This is a genomic window from Chryseobacterium sp. ON_d1 (genome assembly GCF_006829085.1).
In the GTDB taxonomy this organism is placed as follows: domain Bacteria; phylum Bacteroidota; class Bacteroidia; order Flavobacteriales; family Weeksellaceae; genus Chryseobacterium.
This window is the reverse complement of sequence record NZ_BJTC01000002.1, coordinates 163,335-184,353: the sequence shown is the minus strand read 5'-3', so window position 1 is coordinate 184,353 and position 21,019 is coordinate 163,335. Positions and strand designations below refer to the sequence as shown.

General features: G+C 36.0%; 18 protein-coding genes. 5 read left to right on the top strand and 13 right to left on the bottom strand.

The window, feature by feature from the left end; all coding sequences use genetic code 11:
- Position 1: 1 nt before the first annotated feature.
- The 3 genes from CRS_RS04195 to CRS_RS04185 form a co-directional block, all read right to left on the bottom strand.
- Positions 2–1,063, bottom strand: coding sequence for an efflux RND transporter periplasmic adaptor subunit (locus tag CRS_RS04195; RefSeq protein ID WP_142722840.1), 1,062 nt, complete (start codon positions 1,061–1,063; stop codon positions 2–4).
- 6 nt (positions 1,064–1,069) lie between these two features.
- Positions 1,070–2,437 carry a TolC family protein gene (locus CRS_RS04190; RefSeq protein ID WP_142722839.1) on the bottom strand — a complete coding sequence of 456 codons (1,368 nt, stop codon included), beginning with the start codon at positions 2,435–2,437 and terminating at the stop codon, positions 1,070–1,072.
- 85 nt (positions 2,438–2,522) lie between these two features.
- Positions 2,523–3,116 carry a TetR/AcrR family transcriptional regulator gene (locus CRS_RS04185; protein ID WP_142722838.1) on the bottom strand — a complete coding sequence of 198 codons (594 nt, stop codon included), beginning with the start codon at positions 3,114–3,116 and terminating at the stop codon, positions 2,523–2,525.
- A gap of 178 nt (positions 3,117–3,294) precedes the next feature.
- Between CRS_RS04185 and CRS_RS04180 the strand changes: the two genes are divergently transcribed.
- The gene (locus tag CRS_RS04180) at positions 3,295–7,203 is read left to right on the top strand and encodes a T9SS type B sorting domain-containing protein (protein WP_142722837.1); all 3,909 of its coding nucleotides are present in this window, start codon (positions 3,295–3,297) and stop codon (positions 7,201–7,203) included.
- A 30-nt stretch (positions 7,204–7,233) separates the two neighbouring features.
- Here CRS_RS04180 and CRS_RS04175 read toward each other — a convergent pair whose 3' ends face one another.
- On the bottom strand, positions 7,234–8,058 hold the full coding sequence (locus CRS_RS04175) for a S1 RNA-binding domain-containing protein (RefSeq protein ID WP_142722836.1): 825 nt from the start codon (positions 8,056–8,058) through the stop codon (positions 7,234–7,236).
- 137 nt (positions 8,059–8,195) lie between these two features.
- Here CRS_RS04175 and CRS_RS04170 point away from each other — a divergent pair, with 137 nt between their 5' ends.
- A complete protein-coding gene (locus tag CRS_RS04170) occupies positions 8,196–8,642 on the top strand; it encodes a hypothetical protein (protein ID WP_142722835.1) in 447 nt (148 codons plus the stop codon).
- Between the two features lie 77 nt (positions 8,643–8,719).
- Here CRS_RS04170 and CRS_RS04165 read toward each other — a convergent pair whose 3' ends face one another.
- The 4 genes from CRS_RS04165 to CRS_RS04150 form a co-directional block, all read right to left on the bottom strand.
- Positions 8,720–9,586 (bottom strand): DUF4476 domain-containing protein, encoded by an 867-nt coding sequence (locus CRS_RS04165; protein WP_172617001.1) that lies wholly within the window; start codon positions 9,584–9,586, stop codon positions 8,720–8,722.
- Positions 9,587–9,704: 118 nt separating this feature from the next.
- Positions 9,705–11,108 (bottom strand): dihydrolipoyl dehydrogenase, encoded by a 1,404-nt coding sequence (lpdA, locus tag CRS_RS04160; protein WP_142722833.1) that lies wholly within the window; start codon positions 11,106–11,108, stop codon positions 9,705–9,707.
- A 130-nt stretch (positions 11,109–11,238) separates the two neighbouring features.
- Positions 11,239–11,625, bottom strand: coding sequence for a cupin domain-containing protein (locus CRS_RS04155; protein ID WP_142722832.1), 387 nt, complete (start codon positions 11,623–11,625; stop codon positions 11,239–11,241).
- Between the two features lie 38 nt (positions 11,626–11,663).
- Positions 11,664–12,008, bottom strand: a complete 345-nt coding sequence (locus CRS_RS04150) for a hypothetical protein (protein ID WP_142722831.1) — start codon at positions 12,006–12,008, stop codon at positions 11,664–11,666.
- 169 nt (positions 12,009–12,177) lie between these two features.
- Between CRS_RS04150 and CRS_RS04145 the strand changes: the two genes are divergently transcribed.
- Complete coding sequence (locus CRS_RS04145) at positions 12,178–12,432, top strand: hypothetical protein (protein ID WP_172617000.1); 255 nt, start codon at positions 12,178–12,180, stop codon at positions 12,430–12,432.
- Here CRS_RS04145 and CRS_RS04140 read toward each other — a convergent pair.
- On the bottom strand, positions 12,429–13,448 hold the full coding sequence (locus CRS_RS04140) for a serine hydrolase (protein WP_142722829.1): 1,020 nt from the start codon (positions 13,446–13,448) through the stop codon (positions 12,429–12,431). The two genes, CRS_RS04145 and CRS_RS04140, sit on opposite strands and share 4 nt — an antisense overlap.
- A 193-nt stretch (positions 13,449–13,641) precedes the next feature.
- On the opposite strand from CRS_RS04140, the gene CRS_RS04135 reads away from it, so the two are divergent.
- The gene (locus tag CRS_RS04135) at positions 13,642–14,307 is read left to right on the top strand and encodes a hypothetical protein (RefSeq protein ID WP_228451172.1); all 666 of its coding nucleotides are present in this window, start codon (positions 13,642–13,644) and stop codon (positions 14,305–14,307) included.
- 90 nt (positions 14,308–14,397) lie between these two features.
- Here the strand turns inward: CRS_RS04135 and CRS_RS04130 are convergent, their stop codons facing one another.
- The 4 genes from CRS_RS04130 to recQ form a co-directional block, all read right to left on the bottom strand.
- On the bottom strand, positions 14,398–15,045 hold the full coding sequence (locus tag CRS_RS04130; RefSeq protein WP_142722828.1) for a hypothetical protein: 648 nt from the start codon (positions 15,043–15,045) through the stop codon (positions 14,398–14,400).
- A gap of 63 nt (positions 15,046–15,108) precedes the next feature.
- Positions 15,109–16,236 (bottom strand): AraC family transcriptional regulator, encoded by a 1,128-nt coding sequence (locus CRS_RS04125; RefSeq protein WP_142722827.1) that lies wholly within the window; start codon positions 16,234–16,236, stop codon positions 15,109–15,111.
- Positions 16,237–16,371: 135 nt separating this feature from the next.
- The gene (locus CRS_RS04120; RefSeq protein ID WP_142722826.1) at positions 16,372–17,451 is read right to left on the bottom strand and encodes a glycosyltransferase; all 1,080 of its coding nucleotides are present in this window, start codon (positions 17,449–17,451) and stop codon (positions 16,372–16,374) included.
- Between the two features lie 194 nt (positions 17,452–17,645).
- Positions 17,646–19,850 carry a DNA helicase RecQ gene (gene recQ, locus CRS_RS04115; RefSeq protein ID WP_142722825.1) on the bottom strand — a complete coding sequence of 735 codons (2,205 nt, stop codon included), beginning with the start codon at positions 19,848–19,850 and terminating at the stop codon, positions 17,646–17,648.
- A 158-nt stretch (positions 19,851–20,008) separates the two neighbouring features.
- Between recQ and CRS_RS04110 the strand changes: the two genes are divergently transcribed.
- Entirely contained in the window at positions 20,009–20,968 is a 960-nt protein-coding gene (locus tag CRS_RS04110; protein ID WP_142722824.1) for an SIS domain-containing protein, read from the top strand.
- Positions 20,969–21,019 lie beyond the last annotated feature (51 nt).

Sequence of the window (21,019 nt, the reverse complement as noted above, 5' to 3'; positions counted from 1 at the left end):
TCTACTTTATAATGTTTACTTTAGATCCGTTGTCCAGGTTGATCTGTCCACTGGTTACCACCTGCTCTCCACCATTCAATCCACTTAAAACCTGAACTTTATCTCCGTAAACTTTTCCGATGGTTACTTTGATCAATTTTGCAACACCATTCTGAACAACGAATAATTGTCCTGAGCTTACTCCATTTACAAACGCTTCGGCAGGAACGGTCAGCATATTCTGAGTTTCTGCACCGTTGTTGGTACTGAATTTAGCCGTTGCATACATACCGGCTTTAAGGTTCCCTTTGTTCTGAACTTCGATTTCAACAGGGAAATTCAAAGAAGCATCACTCTTAGGAGCAATAAATGTAATTCTTCCTACGAAGGAATCTTCAGGTAAAACGTTTACTTTAATAGGAACTTCCTGACCTAACTGAATTTTTCCGATCTGGCTTTCATCTACTAAAACAGAAAGTTTTAAGCTGTTGATATTAACAATTTCAAACATTGCTGTCCCCGGTGAAACAACGGTTCCCGGCTCAACCATTTTCTTGTTAATCGTACCGCTGATTCCTGCACGGATGCTTGTATCATTTACTTTTACACCCTGAGCTTTTACTGCAGCCTGAGCATTCTTAAGCTGTAATCTTGAGTTATCAAGCTGTTGTTTTGTAACTCCGCCTGTTTTGTATGCGTTTTCATAGCGCTGGTTATCAATAATAGCATTCTGCAGGTTATTCTGAGCCTGGGTAACATCTACTTCGATAGCATCTCTTTTGATGGTTGCCAGAACCTGGCCTGCACCTACTCTTGAACCTTCTTTTACCAAAACGTTTACGATACGTCCTGAGATCTCCGAAGACTGGTTCATTTCCTGCTTAGGAATGAAAGTTCCGTTAGCTGAGTAGTCTGTATCAATATTTTCTCTTGTAACGGTTACAATATTAACGTTGATTTTATCTACCTGCTTGGCAACCTCTTTCACTTCCTGAGTCTGCTTTTCTTTGTTACCTGCAATCTTATAAGCGGCCAAACCTACCAGTACAGCTGCTACGATGATATATATTAAAGTTTTTTTCATTGTTTATTATGGGTTTTGTAATGTGTTTAACTCTCCTTTTGCTTTGATGACCTTAATTTCAGCCTGCTTATAATCCAGCAATGCATTTGCATAATTCTGTTTGGCCTGTGTAAGAGCGTTTTCAGTATCCAATACTTCAGTAAGTGTTGCTAAACCATACTGATAGTTAGACTGGGTATTTTTCTGCACTTTTTCTGCCAGGTCCACATTATCTTTCATGCTCTGAATATTGATGATTGCATTTTCCATATTGGAAATTGCATTTTTATAATCTAAGCTTAGGTTCAGTTTTTTATTTTGGATATCCTGATCTAAATCCTGGATGTCAATTTCAGACTGTTGAATCTGGGCTTTAGTAGATCCTCCCATAAAAATCGGAATTTTAATTGCCAGCCCAACAGAAGCATAATCTCCCCAATTGGTGCCCTGGCTTGATCCTGAAGTATAAGGAAATTTATTTCCTAAACCCTGCCAGCCATAGTTGGCAGAAAGGCCTACAGTAGGGTAAAGATTGGCAATTGTTGCCTTTTTATTATATTCCAGAAGTTCTTTTTGTTTATTTAAAACTTTTAATTCAGATCGGGTCTCCAGATTCACATTGGTATCCAGCAATTGAGGATTCGGTACAATTGTTTTCTCTTCAAGCTCAATAGCCGTATCAATGGGAACTCCCATATAAAACTTCAATGAATTCTTTGAAACCTCAACAGCATTGATCAGTTGTTGCTTATTAGAACCTATATTGGTAAGCTGAACGTTGGTACGGTCCAAATCGATTGGCTTTGCCAAGCCATTATCCACCAAACTTTTGATTACATTCCTTACCCTTTCTGTATTAGCATAGCTTTCTTCTACCGTTTTAAGATTCTCCTCCTGAACAAATACCTGATAGTAAGCTGTAGCAACATTTTCAATGATCTGTTCATTTGTCAATTCGGAATTTAAAAGATAAAATTCTCTTGTTGATTTTGCCGCCTTAAGACCGATGAAAACTCTCTGATCAAATATATTCTGATTAAGTGTTACTACATTTACAGATTGCCATTTTGTTCCAAAAGCAACCGGAATAAGCTCTCCTGGTCTTCCCAAAACCTCTCCGGGAAGAACAGATTTCTGTAAAATAGGATTGTAAGTATTGCTTATTGTTGCACTGATCTGGGGCAAAGCACCAGCCCTGGCTTCATCAATCTTGTATTCGGCTTTTTTAACCTGTAAAGCAGCTTTCTTAGCTTCTGCCTTATTCTGGAGTGCCTGTTTGATTGCTTCCTGCAGGGAAACCTGCTGCTGGGCGGACACCAATGAAAAGCCGAAAATCATAAATGCTGAAGCTATCCCAATTTTTAGCTTTGTAGCAGTTATACGTTTTCTATTCATAATTTTATACTTCGTTTATTTTTTATTTAATCATTCATTATTTATTTCTATTTGACGAATCACTATCAGAAATACTTTAGTTTTTTTAGTTTTTAAACAACATATTGATAATAATCTCTTTTCGTTCAGAAATAATCCTATCATATTCCTCATCATTAATTAACAGATTCTCCATCAATAATGGGCGTATAGCACTTGGAAATACCAACAGTGAGACCATATTCAGAATGAACTGAACCGGTTCCATTTTTTCTATATTTCCCAACTCCATTTCTTTTTCGATATCACGATACATTTCATTCAGGATATCTTCCTCAATTTCCCTGTGATGGCCAGTCCCTTTATTAATCTGTGATACAATATAGGTTTCCAGATACGGATACTGAAGACTTGTAGAAAGACTGCTTTCTATGAATTTACCGATCTTTTCTTTAAAAGGCAGATCAGAATCCTGAATAATCTTCGACTTTTCCTGTTCTACTCTTTGTGCTTCATCAAAGATGATCTGAATAAGCTTATCCCTCGAACGGAAATAATAATTAATAAGGGTCCTGTTCACTCCTGCTTCATCTGCGATCTCCTGCGTAGTAGCATCAAATTTTCCTTTCACAAAGAACAAATTCTTCGCTGTCTCCTTGATCAATTCCTGTGTTTGGTCTTTTTTTGCTTGATTTGACATTTTTGTTAAACAAATTTGTGCAAATTTATATTAAAAATTATTTTTGACAAAATTGTTAAACAAAAAAATTAAACAAAAAAGTTATGACATCCGTCATATTCCTGCATCAAAGTTTACGATTACTTATTATTTAACAAGAAGTCTATTTTTATATCTTTGCCGCAAAAATTAATAACCGATGAAGAAAATTCTTTCGCTGTTCTCCATTTTGAGCATAGCACTTCTATTTTCACAGAAGAAGATTTCTAAAAACAATTTCTATCACTTTTATGAAAACAGGGGGCAAATTATAGATCAGAATGGCAAAGAAAATAATGATGTGAAATATCTTTTTCACTCTAATGGCCTGAATGTACAGCTGCGTTCTAATGGTTTTTCTTATGATATTTATGAAACTAAGAAAACCTTAAATCCTGATTTTTCAAAAAAAACAAAAAATACAGTTCCAACTCCAACGCCATCTGATATAGATCAGTACATTTATGAAAAATTGATTCACAGAATAGACATTGAGCTTATCAATTCAAATAAAAAAGTTACTATTTTACCTGAAGGGAAATCACCTGATTACGAAAATTATTATAATCTACCGGAAAACTCAAAAGGTATTACGAATGTTCACCGATATCAAAAAATCATCTATAAGAATATATATCCTCATATTGATTTGGTATTCTTCAAACCCAATGATACATTAAAACCCATTGAATATAACTTCATCATCAATCCTGGTGGAAAAATTTCAGATATTAAAATGAAATTTAACGGTGCCCCTACTTTGATAAAAGATGGAAAACTAGCTATGAATGTTCGTTTTGGGGAAATGCACGAAAATATTCCTAACAGCTGGATTTTGGGAAATACAAAAACAAGCATTGATGTTTCTTTTAAAGATCTTGGTGATCAGACTTTCGGGTTTAACACCCCATTAAATACTTCTGATAAAATAATGATTATAGATCCTGTACCCACAAGAATATGGGGAAGCTATGCGGGAGGATTTGGTGATGATTATGGCAGGATCAAAACAGATATTGAGAGTACCGGTTATTTATTTGGAACCACAAATAGTACGACAAACTTTGCTACTAGCGGAACTTATCAGCAAAATGTTGCCGGCGGACTTGATGCATTTCTGATGAAACTCACAAAAAATGGGCAAAAACTTTGGGGAACTTATTATGGCTTTGGAATGACAGATGTTTTTGGCGATGTAGATTTTGATGAAAGCTTTAACATTTATGCTGGAGGAAGAGTTCAGAGAGGGCCATATAATGAAAATATTATTTTAGTAAAATTTAATAGTAATGGCGGCCTTGCTTTTCAAAAAGAGTTCGTTTCTACCAGACAAAGTGAGCTTTATTCAGTTTCGTATAATCAAAACCACGTCTATATTGGAGGGCATTCCTTTAGCGCTGATTTCCCTACTGTTAACGCTATGCAACCTGCAAAGTCTACTCCTATCGGATACACAGATGGAATTTTAGCATCTTTAAATTCAACAAGCGGTAGTGTTGACTGGGCAACTTATTTGGGGAGCAGCGATGGTTCCACTTCAGTTTTTCAGATTTTCTCTTCGAATAACAATCTTGAAATCATTGGTGCTACGCAATCTTCAACAATTCCTATGGTTAATGCTTTTCAACCTGTAAAAGGCGGTGAATCAGACGGACTCTATATACAGCTTTCAAAATCAGGCAATACCATCCTGCGTTCAAGCTATTATGGCAATGCAGGATCAGAACTTATATGGAAAGCAAGGATTGTAAATAATACTCTAATTTTGCCAGGGAAATATTCTACGTCCGCTTTTCCTTTGGGACAACCCGGCATCTGGAGGGTAAACCTGGCCAACAATACTATTACAAAAAATTATTTCAATTTCACAGGTGAACCCCAGCTATTAGCATATCCCGACGTTTCCGGAAACGTTTTCTTTACCGGACTGCATTCAAGCGGACAACCAGACATATCAACCCCAGGAGCCTATATGGGAATACCTGCAATGTATATTTCTTCATTCCTAATTAAATATAACCAGAATGATGTAAAAGAATGGGGAACTTATTATACCGGAAATGGAGCCACACAACAAAGTGAAGTTACAAAAGATAATGACGGCGCTATTTACCTTGCCGGAATGTCAGGCGGAAATACCTCCGGCATTGCTACACCAGGAACTTTTCAACAATCACCAGGAGGCGGAAACGACATTTTTATCGCTAAGTTTCAGGACTGCACTTCAACTGCTGTTGTGACGTCTAATTCTCCCGTATGCCCTAACGGTATGCTTCAGCTGAGCGCGACAGGAGGAACAATATATAACTGGACAGGGCCTAATGGTTTTACTTCCAATCAGCAAAACCCAACAATACCCAATGCAACAGCAGCCAATGCCGGTGCATATACATGCCAGGTCTCAGGATCCGGCGCCTGTGATGGTACTTTCACAGTAAACGTTGTTGTGGGTGACAATATCGCTCCTATTCCCAATATTACTACTCTGGCTGATATTACAGGGGACTGTCATACGACAATTACGGGGTTTCCTACTGCAACAGATAACTGTGCAGGAACTGTTACAGCAACAACAACAGATCCTTTATCCTATTCCATCCCAGGAAACTATATCATCCATTGGACCTATAACGATGGAAACGGAAATACTGTGACTCAAAATCAGAATATAATTGTAGTCTCTCCTGCTGTTCCAACAACCACAAACACCCAACAAACCTTCTGTGCCACCAATAATCCAAAGATCTCTGACATTCAGATCACAGGCCAGAATATCAAATGGTATGATGCTGCAGGAAATATTCTGCCATCAACAACTGCTCTTATCAATGGGCAGACGTATTATGCATCTAAGACCATTAACGGGTGTGAAAGTAATAAAACTGCTATCCAGGCAACAGTAAATACAACTGCTAAACCGACAGCAAATGCGAATCAGGATTTCTGTGCTTCGGCCAACCCTACCCTGGAAAAAATTGTCGTAACAGGAACTTCACTTAAATTTTATGATGCTGCAGGAAATGTGATCCCAATGACAACACTTCTTGTCAATGGACAAACGTATTTTGTAACGCAGACATTAAACAATTGTGAATCTGAAAAACTGGCGATTACAGTAACTCTATCCACAGATAATGTGCCTGCAAAAGATATTACACAGGTACAGTGTAATACTACAACTTCAAATTTTATGATCATTAATCTTCACTCTTATGAAGGAAGTATTATTAATAGCCCGGGTTCTTATATTTTCACTTACACAGATGCTGCAGGAAATGCTATATCCAATCTCTCAGCCTATATTTTAAACGTAGGAACAACACTCATTCTTGTAAAAGTAACCACTCCTGACGGATGTTTTAAGGTGATAAGATTAAACCTTACCCTTAATCCAAAACCTTTTGTTCAGCTTCCTGATAAGCTTGATTTCTGCGAAGGAAAATCTGTAATTCTGGATGCAGGACCTGGATTTAAATCTTATGAGTGGAATACAGGAGCAACAACCCCTACAATCACCGTAACCACTCCGGGAACTTATACTGTGAAAGTGACTAATATCTTTGGATGTGAAAACACAAGCTCTGCTCAGGTGAGTTACTCCGTTTTAGCCCATATTGTTTCTGTGAATATTACGAACAATACAGCTACAGTTATGCTTTCACAGGGCGGAAACTATGAGTTTTCTTTAGATAATTTTACATGGCAGGATTCTAATATCTTCACTCATTTGAACATGGGAGAATATACGGTGTATGTAAGAACAAAATCCGGATGTATTATTGGACAGAAAAACTTCTCAATTTTCAATATTCCTAATGCAATAAGTCCTAACGGTGATGGAATTAATGACACCTGGAGAATCGCAGGATTAGAAAACTATCCGGGAACGGAAATCAGTTTATATGACCGAAGGGGTGCAGTAATCTATAAGGAAACCATTAAACACAGACCTTTCCAATGGGACGGAAAATATGATTCCCAGCCTATTTCTACCGGAAATTACTGGTATACCATAAAAGTTTCTGATGGAAGAATCTACAACGGATGGCTTCTGATCAAGAACCGATAAAAAAACGAGCAGAAATTTCTGCTCGTTTTTTTATAATAATTTGATTTTATCATCCAGTATATCGATGATCTTATCTTTATAAAGCCCTCCGATCGCTTTTTTGAAGTTTTTCTTACTCATCTGAAGTTCGTCCTTGATCTCTTCAGGAGAAGATTTATCAGACACATACAGGAGTCCGTAGTTTTCTTCCAGTCTGTCCAGAATTTTCTGTTTGAATTCGTCAATATTCTCAAAACCTTCCGGCTGTAAAGAAACGTCTATTTTTCCGTCCTCACGTATTGTTTTGATGTATCCTTTTTCTTCTGACAGGGGATACAGCTTTTTGAAAACGTCTGAAGCATAGATCAAGCCGATATATTTTTTGTTGATGATCACATTCCAGCCCAACTCACTTTCATTCATCATAATCAGATCTACTTTGTCACCTTTTTTGAACGGAAGTTCATCATACTGAGGGTTTCTTTTGAATTTTGTGGTTCCGGTGATCAGTTCCATATCTTCATCTACATAAATATAGACCAGATATCTTTTTCCTTCGATGATTTTGGTTTTCTGCTGCTTGTAAGGAATGAATAAGTCTTTAATGATTCCCCAGTCCATAAAAGCTCCGCTTGGAAGGCTCTGTACGCAGCTCATTACTGCAAATTCTCCCACTTCAGCCAAAGGAATTTCAGTAGTTGCTTTTAATTTATCGTCATCCTGGTATACAAAAACCTCAACCTCTTCGCCTGTTTCTTTTTCTTCCTGAATGAAGATTTTAGGCAAAAAAGCTTTCTCACCTGATTCGTCCACGAGGATCCATCCTGAATTAATTTTTTCTGAAATTGTTAAAGTCTGAGTTTTTCCGAGTTGCATTGATGATAAAATTAGCTGACAAAGGTACGGAAATTTGAAGATGCCAACCTAGTCAATCCCATTATAATCTTTTGATACCCTGCCTTGGCCTTTAATAAAGCTTGTAAAACCTGTATATTTGAATAAAAAAACGAAACATGAAAAAATATTTCATCCTGCCTCTGCTTCTTTCCGCTATCTTTTCAAAAGCTCAGCTATTAGAGAAAACAGCATTGAATATTTCATACCGATACACTGGAAGAAATGTGCTGCAGGCAGGATTAGAATACAGATTGGGTGAAACCTATGACGGGTCCATTATTGTTGGGCCATCTATTCTTTACACCAGAGTTAATCAATCCGATAAAATTATTCCGGAGGTCAATATTAACTTTTTACGCTTCGGACTGATGTTTGGAGCATCAGCTAATCCGTATTCACTGGAACCGAGAATAGGTTTTTCGTTATTTAATGCGATTTTTCTCAATACCGGATATGCTTTTCCTATTCATAAAGAAAAATATTTTAAAGGAATAACTTTTGGAGTGCAGTTTAATATTGCTCCAAAAACTTCTAAATTTTATGATAAAATGAAAGTCATGTAGTCAAAGATTCTATTTGGATGGAGCCTGAATGAATCTGGTTGTTGAAAAAACGGGCTTAGCCCGTTTCTATTGAATATTTATAAATTCGAAATATAATCCATCAGTTCCCGCTTACTGCTTTCAAAATCAAAAGCATCATACACCAGAAAATACCGGTTTTTATCTGCACAATTACGGTACATAGATTTAGCCAAAGCCAATTTTTTATTATCAAAACTGATGGCTTTTACGAGATCTCTTATTTGTTCAGAAGTAAACATTGATGTACGCATCTGCTGATTGATCATCTTAATTTTTCCATCATCAAAACTCTCATTGCTCATCATCCTATCAAAAAACTGGCGGAAAGAATGGGTATCCATTACATTTCCCTGATAAGACCAGCCTCCGGGCTGATTTCCGTAAGGGTTATTCCAGATATCATTCCAGTCATTAAAGCCATATTGATTTTGAACAGGATAAGAATCCAGAAGGTATAAACCTTCATTGGTGAAAAAATCCAGGACCATTCTGCTGTTATTTCGAAGTGCCAGCGTTGTTCTGTAAATCAGAAAACCATTTTCATATATGGAAATGGGCATTCTCCCTGCCGGCAAATCAAAGAACCTGTATTTCCCGGAACCATTGGCCATCATCTGATCTCCCACTTCAACAGTAAAAAAGCCTTGCTCAGGAATTCTGAGAAAAACCTCTGCATAGCCATAATTTCTGTTCCACTGATAATTTGGATTTTTTATTCTATTTTCATTTCCACTTCTCTGAGGCATCGTATTATTTCCGGCTCTCACTCCATCGAAAGTTTTATTTCTTTCGTTTGAACTTTTGGGAGATTTCATTTCTGTTGTAGAGGCCTCATTTTTTAATAATTCTCCTGCCTTTCCTGCTTCCTGTGCAAATGAACTAATCCCTGCTACAAGCATCCAGCCGATAAAAATCTTTTTCATACTTGAAATTTTCAAAACCATCTCCATTTTTATGCCAAAAAGCAGTAAAAAAAAGCTGCTTCAATAAGAAACAGCTTTAATTTTTTAATATTTAATGATTAAATCCTTTAATCAGATATTACATATGAATAGGTCTTTTCGCTGTAGCATCCAATGCAGCTTCTTTGATTGCTTCTGCATACGTTGGGTGAGCATGGGAACTTCTTGCGATATCTTCAGCACTTGCACGGAATTCCATAGCAATTACTCCCTCTGCAATAAGGTCTGCAGCTCTTGCTCCTACAATGTGCATTCCTAAAACCTCATCAGTTTTTTCGTCTGCAATAATCTTAACAAGACCATCAACATCGCCACTTGCACGGCTTCTGCCTAAAGCTCTCATTGGGAAAGATCCTACTTTGTAAGCTACACCTTCTTCTTTCAGCTGCTCTTCAGTTTTACCTACTCCTGCAACTTCCGGCCATGTATAAACAACACCAGGGATCAGGTTATAGTTAATGTGTGGCTTTTGTCCTGCCAATGTTTCAGCAACAAAAACTCCTTCTTCTTCAGCTTTATGAGCAAGCATAGCCCCTTTGATAACGTCACCAATCGCATAGATATTAGCAACATTAGTCTGTAAGTGGTCGTTTACTTTTACTCTTCCTCTTTCATCAAGCTCCACTCCTGCTTTTTCAAGTCCAAGACCATCTGTATAAGGCTTTCTACCTACAGAAACCAAACAGTAATCTCCTTCTACTACTACCTCTTCTCCTTTTTTATCTTTAGCAGTGATCTTTACAGTATCTCCGTTTCTTTCAACGGCAGAAACAGCCGTAGAAAGCATAAACTTCATTCCTTGTTTTTTAAGAACTTTAGTCAATTCTTTGCTTAAAGCTCCATCCATTCCAGGGATGATTTTATCCATAAATTCAACAACAGTAACCTGTGCTCCTAATCTCAGGTATACAGAACCCAGTTCAAGACCGATAACTCCACCTCCGATTACCACTAAGTGCTTAGGAATTTCTTTAAGGTTTAAAGCTTCCGTAGAGGTGATCACTCTTTCTTTGTCTAAAGTAATGAAAGGCAGTGTAGATGGTTTAGAACCTGTTGCAATGATGGTATATTTAGAATCTATGGTTTCAGAAGAACCGTCTTTTTTTGTGATTTTAATCTGAGTGGCAGATTCGAAGCTTCCTACTCCTTCAAAAACAGTAATCTGATTTTTGTTCATCAGATAGCTGATTCCGTCTGTATTTTGCTTGATTACTTCGTTTTTACGCTCAATCATTCTGGCAATGTCTGCTTGCGGCTCATTGATGATGATTCCGTGACCTGCAAAATTATGTTTTGCATTTTCGAAATGCTCAGAGCTGTCAAGAAGCGCTTTTGACGGAATACATCCAACGTTAAGACAAGTTCCGCCTAAAGTTGAATATTTTTCAATAATTGCTGTTTTGAAACCTAACTGTGCTGCACGGATCGCAGCAACATAACCACCGGGACCGGAACCTATTACGGTAACATCGAATTGACTCATGTTATTGTATGAATTTGTTTATTATTATCTATCTTAATTCTCACAAATTTACATATAAATTACCAAGCACCAAAGTGAGTTTTATCAATTTTAAAAATGATAATTATATGCTTTGGTTTCGTGAAAAGTATTATTTTATGAATTTTATATTTTCCTCATTCCCCTCTTTCAGATACACTGCGGTAAAGACAAGAGGTTGTTTGGCTGATGCATTATCAAAATGAAGAATTCTCACATTCTTAGGTTCATAGAAAGCATTCCCTTTATGAAGCACTCTTTTTTCTTGCCCTTCTATCTGAAAAACAGCTTCGCCGGAATTTATTATTCCTAAAACGGGACAGAGATGCAGATGCTCGGGAGCTCCCTGTCCTGCAGCCATTGTTATTTCCTGAATCTCCGTGGATTTTACATTCTGATCAATAATAGTTTTCAGTAATTGTTTTCTGGAGATTGATTTCTGCTGAGCCATTATTATAATAGAACTCAGCATTAAAACAGTCATTATAAACGGCTTCATTGATAGGGTAATTAATTCATTATTAAACATTAACAATATTACACATTCAGCTTTCCTTGTCCAATTGTTCCTGTACTTTCAAAAAACGATCCTCCATATACGTACCATTCCAGGCTTTCAAGATATTCTACTGCATTTTCCGGGGTGATCTGTGACCGGTCTTTTTTAGAAACAATTCCTTTATACCATCTTCCTGATTTGGAATAATGTTCATATTCCACAAAATAATGAACCCAAATTCTCTGACACAGCTTGCACTGCTGAATCGTTACTTCTCCATATCTTCCGTTGGTATGATCGATACCCAATTCTGAACTTCTGAACTCAGTATAATTAAAATCAGGTTTTTCACACGCACATCCTATCTTAGGAATTGTTTTCATTTTATCATTCTTTTAAAAATATAAAAATAATAAAAACACTTTAATCTGCAATTACCGTCAATTGTATATACCGAAGTCATCTTGGCTTTTGCAAAAATTATATTTTTTATTTCAAATAAAAAAAGGGATTAGGAAATTAGAGTCGCTAAACCAAAAAATATCCCATCCCTTGTACCAAGTACTAAGCAAAGATACATTAGAATCCGAAACTGTTCCTTATATCCCCTTGGGAAAAAGAGGTTTTAAATCAAAAGTTCCTATTTGTGAGATTATTAACTGTATATTGTATAAACTTAAAACCGGTACTCAGTGGTATCTTCTACCTGTATTACAATTGTTCAGCCAGGAAACGGCTTTGAGAGGCGGTGAAGCGGTAGGTTATCACGGCAGAAAAAAACGCTTTTTGGATAATCCAGACTTCTAATTGTTCAATATTGAAATAATCGCTTGAGAAATTTCAAAAATCTTACCTTGATAGTTATTACTTAAAAGTATGATACTAAAACTATTCTTCATATTTGTAATCATTAGTGCTTCATAACTTCCCCCCCTTCCATCGTGTGAGTGTTCAAGCAATATTTTATTTTTAAATTTTGCTTCACCTAAAGCAGATTGTGTGTCTTCTTTATTGAAATGTTGACCTAATTCAAATAATGAATTTTTACTAATAATTTTGTTTGAATGAAGATTGTCTAAAAACTTTAATAAATCAGTTGTTGTTAAGAAAGTACCACCAACCAAAAAATCAGATTTATCCTCAATCAATTTATTATTGAAACCTTTAGCAATATTGTGATTTTCTTGAATAGGAGTTATTTCTGCCGAATTCATCTTCAAAGGTTTAAAAATATTTTGCTGGACATAGTCTTTGTAGCTCATTCCTCCAATCTTTTCAATAATAGATAGTCTGAGAAAAAAATTATTGTTATTATAATCATATTGAGTTCCCGGATCGAAATTTAGTGTGTCAATAGCTTTTAAATCCTCAAAAATATCCTCATTACTTTTAATTTTTTTCCAGTTTACATCAGGTAAACCACTGGTGTACTGTAATAAATCTCTTATAGAAACTTTATTTGACCATTCTGGCAGTTCCGGAAAAATTTTTGAAATTTTATCATTTAATGCCAGCTCTCCTTTTTCTATTAATTGCATCAGGGCAACTGCACTAAATTCTTTTGTAATCGACCCGATGTTGAATTTGTAATCACTGGTTAATTTTGTTGTTTTATTAGCATCAGCAAATCCAAATGAACAATTATAAATAATTTTATTATTTTTTGAAACAAGAACATTTCCATTGAACATTCCGTTATTGTGAAACCGATTCATTAAGCTGTCAATTCTTGCAGAATAATAATCTTTTGTTTGGGCTGAAAAGTTGCAGGACATAAAAAGAAATGCTGTTGCAATGAAAGTTAGTTTGAAAATATGTGTCATTAAAAAATTATTGTCGTTAAATGTTTTGTGGTTGTAAGTATTGCCAACCTGATTGTATCCGCTATTGAATTGTGTTTATCCTTAAAAATTCGCAGAATATCCTTTAAAAATATAAGCAATACTTTTTTGATATTATTAAATTTAAATATATTAATACTTTTTTGTATGTTATAAATTAATAAATGAAGTCATCTTGACTTTTGCAAAAATTATATTTTTTATTTCAAATAAAAAAAGGATTAGGAAATTAGAGTCGCTAAACCAAAAAAATATCCCATCCCTTGCACCAAGTACTAATCAAAGATACATTAGAATCCGAAATTGTTCCTTATATCCCTTTGGAAAAAAAGGTTTTAAATCAAAAGTTCCTATTTGTGAGATTATTAACTATATATTGTATAAACTTAAAACCAGTACTCAGTGGTACCCTCTACCTGAAAACGGATTGCCTTTAGCTATGTCTATATCGGTTTGCGGGAATCATAACGACCTGTTTAATATTGAAGAATATTTTGAGAAACTCACGAATTTTTTACGTAGGTCAGGTATTTCACTAGATAGTCTTTTGAATTTTGATTCGGGATTTGATGCTGAGAATTTGCGCTCAAAAGATTCACAATTGGGAATAATTGTTAATATTGCCCACAATAAAAGAAATTCTGGTATAGATAATGACCATTATTTTGATGAAGAACTTTATAAGAAGCGCTATACCATAGAAATAACAAATGCTTGGCTGGATAGCTTCAGGTCTATACTTAATAGATTTGATACAATACTAACAAGCTTGATCGGATTCAATTATTTAGCTTTTATTGTTATTGCTTGTAAAAAATTCATAAAAAGAAAATCAAGATGAGTTCACCAAGTGAAAAATACTACACACAGAGTTTTTATTCTAACCTTTATGTCTGATGATTTAATATTTTATCTTTTAATTACAATCCCATTATATTTTTTGTTTTTTCAGCCGGATATAAATTTTAATATTGAAAAAGATCATCATCAGGGTCATAAACAAAGACGGAAGGATTTGACTATAAGGTTTACAGTCCGGTAAAAGAGTTCCCACAAATGCAGATAAAAGAGCACCCAGCGCACTTATCATTTTACTGGAATGCTCATACCTCCAGAGATTACCATACCTGGATTCAGGAATCAAATACCGAAAGATATCATATAAAACCACCAGCAGCAAATAGCCTACCCCTGAATAAATGACGATCGGATTCCAATAGAATCCAATGGACCTGAGATAATATATAAATACAAAAGTAATGATTAATGCTCCCAGCATCACTAACATATCTTTGATATAGAAGCGGTTTGACTTTTCCTTTAATATTCTGAAACCTGAATAGGTATTGTAACCCGCCAAAACTGTAATCAGGAGAAGAAATAAGTTTCTTTTAAAGATAATGACACCGAAAGCTCCGGTAATTACAACAATCACCATGCAACAGATAAAAACATATCCGGATTGTATATGCAGCTTTGTTCCTTTTTCTTTTAACAGGATCAAAAATCCCAGAATCAATGCTATCGTTCCACTGATAACATGCAAAACAATATTGCTTAAATGAAGAGGTGTATCCATACTTTTTTGATGGCAAAAATCCCCTAAAGAAATGGTTCCGTCGTCCTAAATGATCGGTTAGGACTATTTTTTTGCGGATTCGGACTTCTTAAATTCCGATGGAGTCATTCCTGTTTCTTCTTTAAAGATTTTATTGAAAGTGGACTTGGAATTAAAACCTGATTCAAAAGCAATTCCCAGGATTGAGTATTTTTCAAATTCAGGATCTCTTAATTTTTTCCGGACTTCTTCAATCCTGTAAGCATTGACAAATCTGTAGAAATTGGTATTAAGTCCCTGGTTGATTGTCTGTGAAAGCTGATGGGTAGAAACCTCCATTAATAAAGATAATTTCTGAAGGCTTAACTCTTCATCTAGATAAGGCCTTTCTTTCTGCATGAATTCTAAAAGCTTTTGCGCACTTTCATCAGAATGCTTCTGAGTCTGAATATTTACTTTCTCTTCTTTGTCAGTAACAATGTTGATATCAAGTGTTCCCTGCTGATTAAAAACAATACTTTGCCTTAAGCTAAAGAATACAATACACAATAAATATCCGCTCTGTACAGCGGCAACAGTTTGGAAGATCCTTCCTCTGGGAATCAGGTCTGTTTTTGTTCCCAGAGCAATCATGAAGAAAACCCCAATAAAAAGTATAATTAAAGACACCATTATATACTTCAGCCAGTTAAGATTGATTCTTTCCAGAGCTGAGTAATATTCAGGAAGCATTTTCTGATATTTCCTTAAAGCCAGAAAACACAGCACAATATATACTACAGGAACTGCGGCCATCGGAAATGTTAAGAAATCCAGTATTTCGTTCGAATGGCTGTCCATAAAATAAGGAATGCTGTTCTTAAATCCTATCCGGCTGTAAAATGTCGAAATGCCTGTAAAAATACAACTGTAAACAATAAAGAATACCGAATGTCTGATTAAATAGTTTGGATGAAATGGGATATTAAAAGTGATCGAAATAACATACAAATAAAGCATTCCTGTACTAAGCACCGGAAGTGCAAAGCCGAAAGACTGAAATTGTTCAGGAAGAAAGGCCGGAAATAAATAGTACACCAGATTGGCCGTACAAACCAAGAGCCATATGATAAGGTAGTAATCAGAAGAACTATTTTTCTTTTTGGAAAGCAGCAATGCCATACACATCAATGCAACAATGATTCCCGAAAAAGAAAAATTTTCCAATATCATAAAGGGCAAAAATATTAAGTTATTGTTTTCATATATCGGACAACCCGCACAGTCTCATTGTAATTCCAGATAACCATTTTTTCATATTTAGCTTCAATATATCTGTTCTGCTTTAGCTGATCAAATATATTTATCTTATTTTATAAGGTCCAGTAGTACCTTTTCATATTTATCAAGAATAATATTCTTTGAAAATCTCGATTTAATTGAGTTTTTTATCGCATCTCTATTATAATTATTCTGAAGAATCTTCACAATCTGCTGAGCAAAACCATCATAGTTTTCAATGTGGGCAACCTCACCATTTATATGATGCTGAATGATTTCATTGATTCCTCCGGGACAGTTGTTGGCAAGGGAATAAGTTCCGCAGGCTCCTGCCTCCAGAAGAACATTGGGAAAACCTTCGTATCTCGAAGAAAGAACAAATAAATCAGCATATTTAAGATATTGGTAAGGATTATCCTGTCTGCCATGGAAGATCACTTTCTTCAGTCCTAAAAGTTCCTTTGTCTGAAGCAGAAGGTCTTTATCTTTTCCATCTCCCAGGATATGAAGCATAATATTTTCATTTTTCAGTCTTGAAAAGACCTTCAGTAAGTTATCAAATCCTTTTCTGGAAGATAAATTACCAATCGCAACTACATTTTTATAGTTGTATTTGAAACATTCAGGCTTTAAGGACAATGCCATTTTCTCCTCTATAAAATCAAAGTCTACAGGGTTGTTAATCTTGACAATTTTTTTCTTTTTAATGTTAAAATTATCAACAAGATCCTTCATCATATCATCACTTTGTGCAATGATTTTCTGATAATTATTGTAAAAATTGTAGAAAAATTTGATTTCTTTACGGGTGACGTGCTGGGTAACAACATTGGTTTCCCTTGCGATGAATTTCGTTCTTGGAAAAAGCTTTATGAATAATGATAAGTAGGCATTTACCTCACCAAAACCAGAGAAGACAATATCCGGTTTTCTCCTGTATATTTCACCTAAAATAGGCCTTAATGAATGTCTTATTCTTTCCGTATTGATATCGATAATTTCTACATCTTTTTTCAGGAAATTCAAATATCCGCCCTGTTTGCGTAAGAGCAAAATCTTGGGTTCAAACCGATCTCTGGAAAGATGATTTGCTATGGTGGTAACAATCCTTTCTGCGCCCCCGGTTTCTAAATCCGGCAGAATAAATATGACAGATATTTTTTTCATCCTATCAAAGTTACTAAAAAGTTTAGTTATCTTTCAAATATTGGAAGCCTGAAGATTGTCGTTTTGATGGTTATTAACAGAAATTAACGAAGCTTTAAAATGATGCTATTTTGAATCTCATCATTAAAAGTACAGATTATAATAAAATAAGCCCTTCATCTGAAGAGCTTATTTTATATTTCTAATTCTAAATCTTAGTTCGCGACATCACTGATGAATTTAATTCTCAGCATTCTCACTTCTTCATCAGAAAGTTCATCCCCGAATTCATCCAGCAGCACTTTCATACTGTCACTTTCAGATTCGTTCATGAATTCCATGAATCCGTCTACAATGTCTTCATCAAAATTATCTTCAATATAGTAATCGATGTTCAGCTTTGTTCCCTGATAAACGATCCTTTCCATTTCTTTCAGAAGTTCATCCATCGAAAGATTTTTAGCTCTTGCGATATCTTCAAGATCAATTTTCTTATCAGTGCTCTGGATAATAAAAACTTTGTGGCTGGATTTATTGGCCACCTGCTTCAATACCATATCCTGGGTACGTTCGATATTGTTATCTTCTACATACGTTTTGATATAATCTGCAAATTCTTTACCGTATTTTTTAGCCTTTCCTTCTCCTACTCCATAGATTTTGGTAATTTCATCTACTGTGATCGGATACTGAACCGTCATATCCTCCAGGCTCGGATCCATGAATACTGTGTATGGTGGAATTCCATGTTTTTTGGCCACTTTTTTTCTCAATTCCTTCAACAGATTGAAAAGATTCTGATCCAGACCTCCTCCAGCCTGCTGCTGCACCTGATCACTCTCTGCTTTTGCCTGAGTAAGATCAAATTCTCTGTCTTCAGCAATTAAGAAAACATCTTTAGATTTACCATTCAGGACACTTTTCCCTTTCTCGGTAATCTTTAAAACACCATAAGTTTCAATATCTTTCTGTAAAAAATTCTGAACAGTCGCCTGTCTTAAAATTGTTTTCCAGTAATTATCTTTTTCTTCTTTTCCAAATCCAAAATGAGAGCTTTGCTCAAGCTTATAGGATTTCGTCACTGCAGTTTCTTTGCCTGCGATAACAGAAATAAGATCTTTAGCTTTGAATTTCTCACCAGTATCGTTGATAAGCTCCAGCGCTTTTTTCAGATCGGCAGTTGCATCCTTCAATTTTGGAGGGTTGGAGGAGTTATCACACATTTTTGCTCCATCTCCATTCACAGGATCAAAACTTTCTCCAAAATAATACAGAATATACTGTCTCCTGCTCATTGAAGTTTCAGCATAGCCTACCACTTCATTCAAGAGCTGTAGTCCGATTTCTCTCTCAGAAACCGGTTTCTGTGCCAGGAATTTTTCCAGTTTTTCGATATCTTTCGGATCATAAAATGCCAGGCAGTGGCCTTCACCTCCATCTCTTCCTGCTCTTCCGGTTTCCTGGTAATAGCTTTCCAGTGATTTCGGGAAGTCATAGTGAATGACAAAACGTACATCCGGTTTATCAATTCCCATTCCGAAAGCGATCGTTGCCACAATTACATCCACCTCTTCCATCAGAAACTTATCCTGATTGGCCACCCTCACCTTCTGGTCAAGACCGGCATGGTAAGGAAGTGCATTGATTCCGTTGACCTGGAGAAGCTGGGCAAATTCCTCAACTTTTCTTCGGCTAAGGCAATATACTATTCCTGATTTTCCTTTATGCTGATTGATAAATCTAACGATTTCCTTATCTACGTTGACTTTCGGACGTACTTCGTAGTATAGATTAGGACGGTTGAAACTTTCTTTAAAGACCAGTGCATTAGTCATCCCTAAAGTCTTCTGGATATCATCCTGAACCTTAGGAGTAGCAGTAGCTGTCAAAGCGATTACCGGTACATTGGCAATCTTATCTATAATCTGTTTCAGATTCCTGTACTCCGGTCTGAAATCATGTCCCCATTCCGAAATACAGTGAGCCTCGTCAATAGCAAAGAAGGAAATTTTCACTTCTTTCAGAAAATCCAGGTAATCATCCTTGATTAATGATTCAGGAGCTACATAAAGAAGTTTGGTTTTACCGCTCTTGATATCGTCAAAAACCTGTTTGGTCTGTGTTTTGTTTAATGATGAATTCAGTACATGTGCTACTCCATCATCAGATGAAAGGCCGTTGACTGCATCTACCTGATTTTTCATCAATGCTATTAGGGGCGAAACGACAATTGCCGTACCTTCCGAAATAAGTGCCGGAAGCTGGTAACATAAAGATTTTCCGCCACCTGTTGGCATTAAAACAAATATATCCTTCCCACCTAATAGGTTGTCTATAATCTGTTCCTGCTGGCCCTTAAATGTAGAAAACCCAAAATACTTTTTCAATTCGCCTGATAAATTGGCTTTTTTTGCGCTCATCTAATTTTCTATTGCTAAATTTGCATCTCACCCAAAGTTATAAAAATTCTGCTTAAAATAAAAGCGAACGAATTTATAAAAAATAAAATTTATATTAAATATTCTTTTTAAAATATAACGTTTTTTAAGAACTTTTTTGTATACCTTATCATCGTAAAATGGATAGAACCAACATTATATCAATTGCAAAAAGCACTTTAGAAATAGAGATTTCCGAACTGGAAAAATTAAAAAACAGAATAGATGACCAGTTTGCCCGTGCAGTAGAGATCATTCATTCGGCAAAAGGAAAGCTTATCGTGGTAGGAATAGGAAAATCTGCCCACGTTGGCAATAAAATCGTAGCCACTTTAAACTCTACAGGTACCCCTTCTCAATTTTTGCATGCTTCCGAAGCTATTCATGGAGATCTTGGAGTGATCCAGAAGCAGGATGTAGTTTTATGCATCTCCAATTCCGGGAATTCTCCTGAAATTACCAATCTGGTTCCTTATCTGAAGGATTATTCTTCTGCTTTGATCGGAATGACCGGCAATAAGACCAGTAAGCTGGCTGAGTTTTCCGAAATTATTCTGGATACTCACGTTGATGTCGAAGCATGTCCGAATAAACTTGCCCCTACCAGCTCTACAACTATACAAATGGCGCTGGGGGATGCTCTTGCCGTAGCCCTGATGGAACTGAACGATTTCAAGGCCAACGATTTTGCCAAATTTCATCCTGGAGGAAGCTTAGGGAAGAACCTGACCTCTAAGGTTGAGCAGTTTCTTTCATCTCAAAAGCCTCAGGTTGCAGAAGATTCTCCGATAAGAGACGTGATTATTTCTATCAGTGCTTCCAGCCACGGAATTACAGTGGTAACTCATGAAGACCAGATTATCGGTGTGATCACAGATGGAGATCTGAGAAGAATGCTGATGAAAGGAGAAGATATCAGTAAGGTATTGGCTAAAGACATCATGTCTGCCCGCCCGAGAACCATTGAAAAAGATGCTCTTGCCAAAGAAGCGATGAAAATCCTGAAGGAAAATAATATCGGCCAGCTGGTTGTCACAGAAAACGGAAAATATTTCGGCATAATAGATCTGCATAAACTGTTAGACGAAGGGATAAACTAAAGTTTAAATTACAGATTTCAGATATCATACCTTCGGTTCAACGTTTTAATT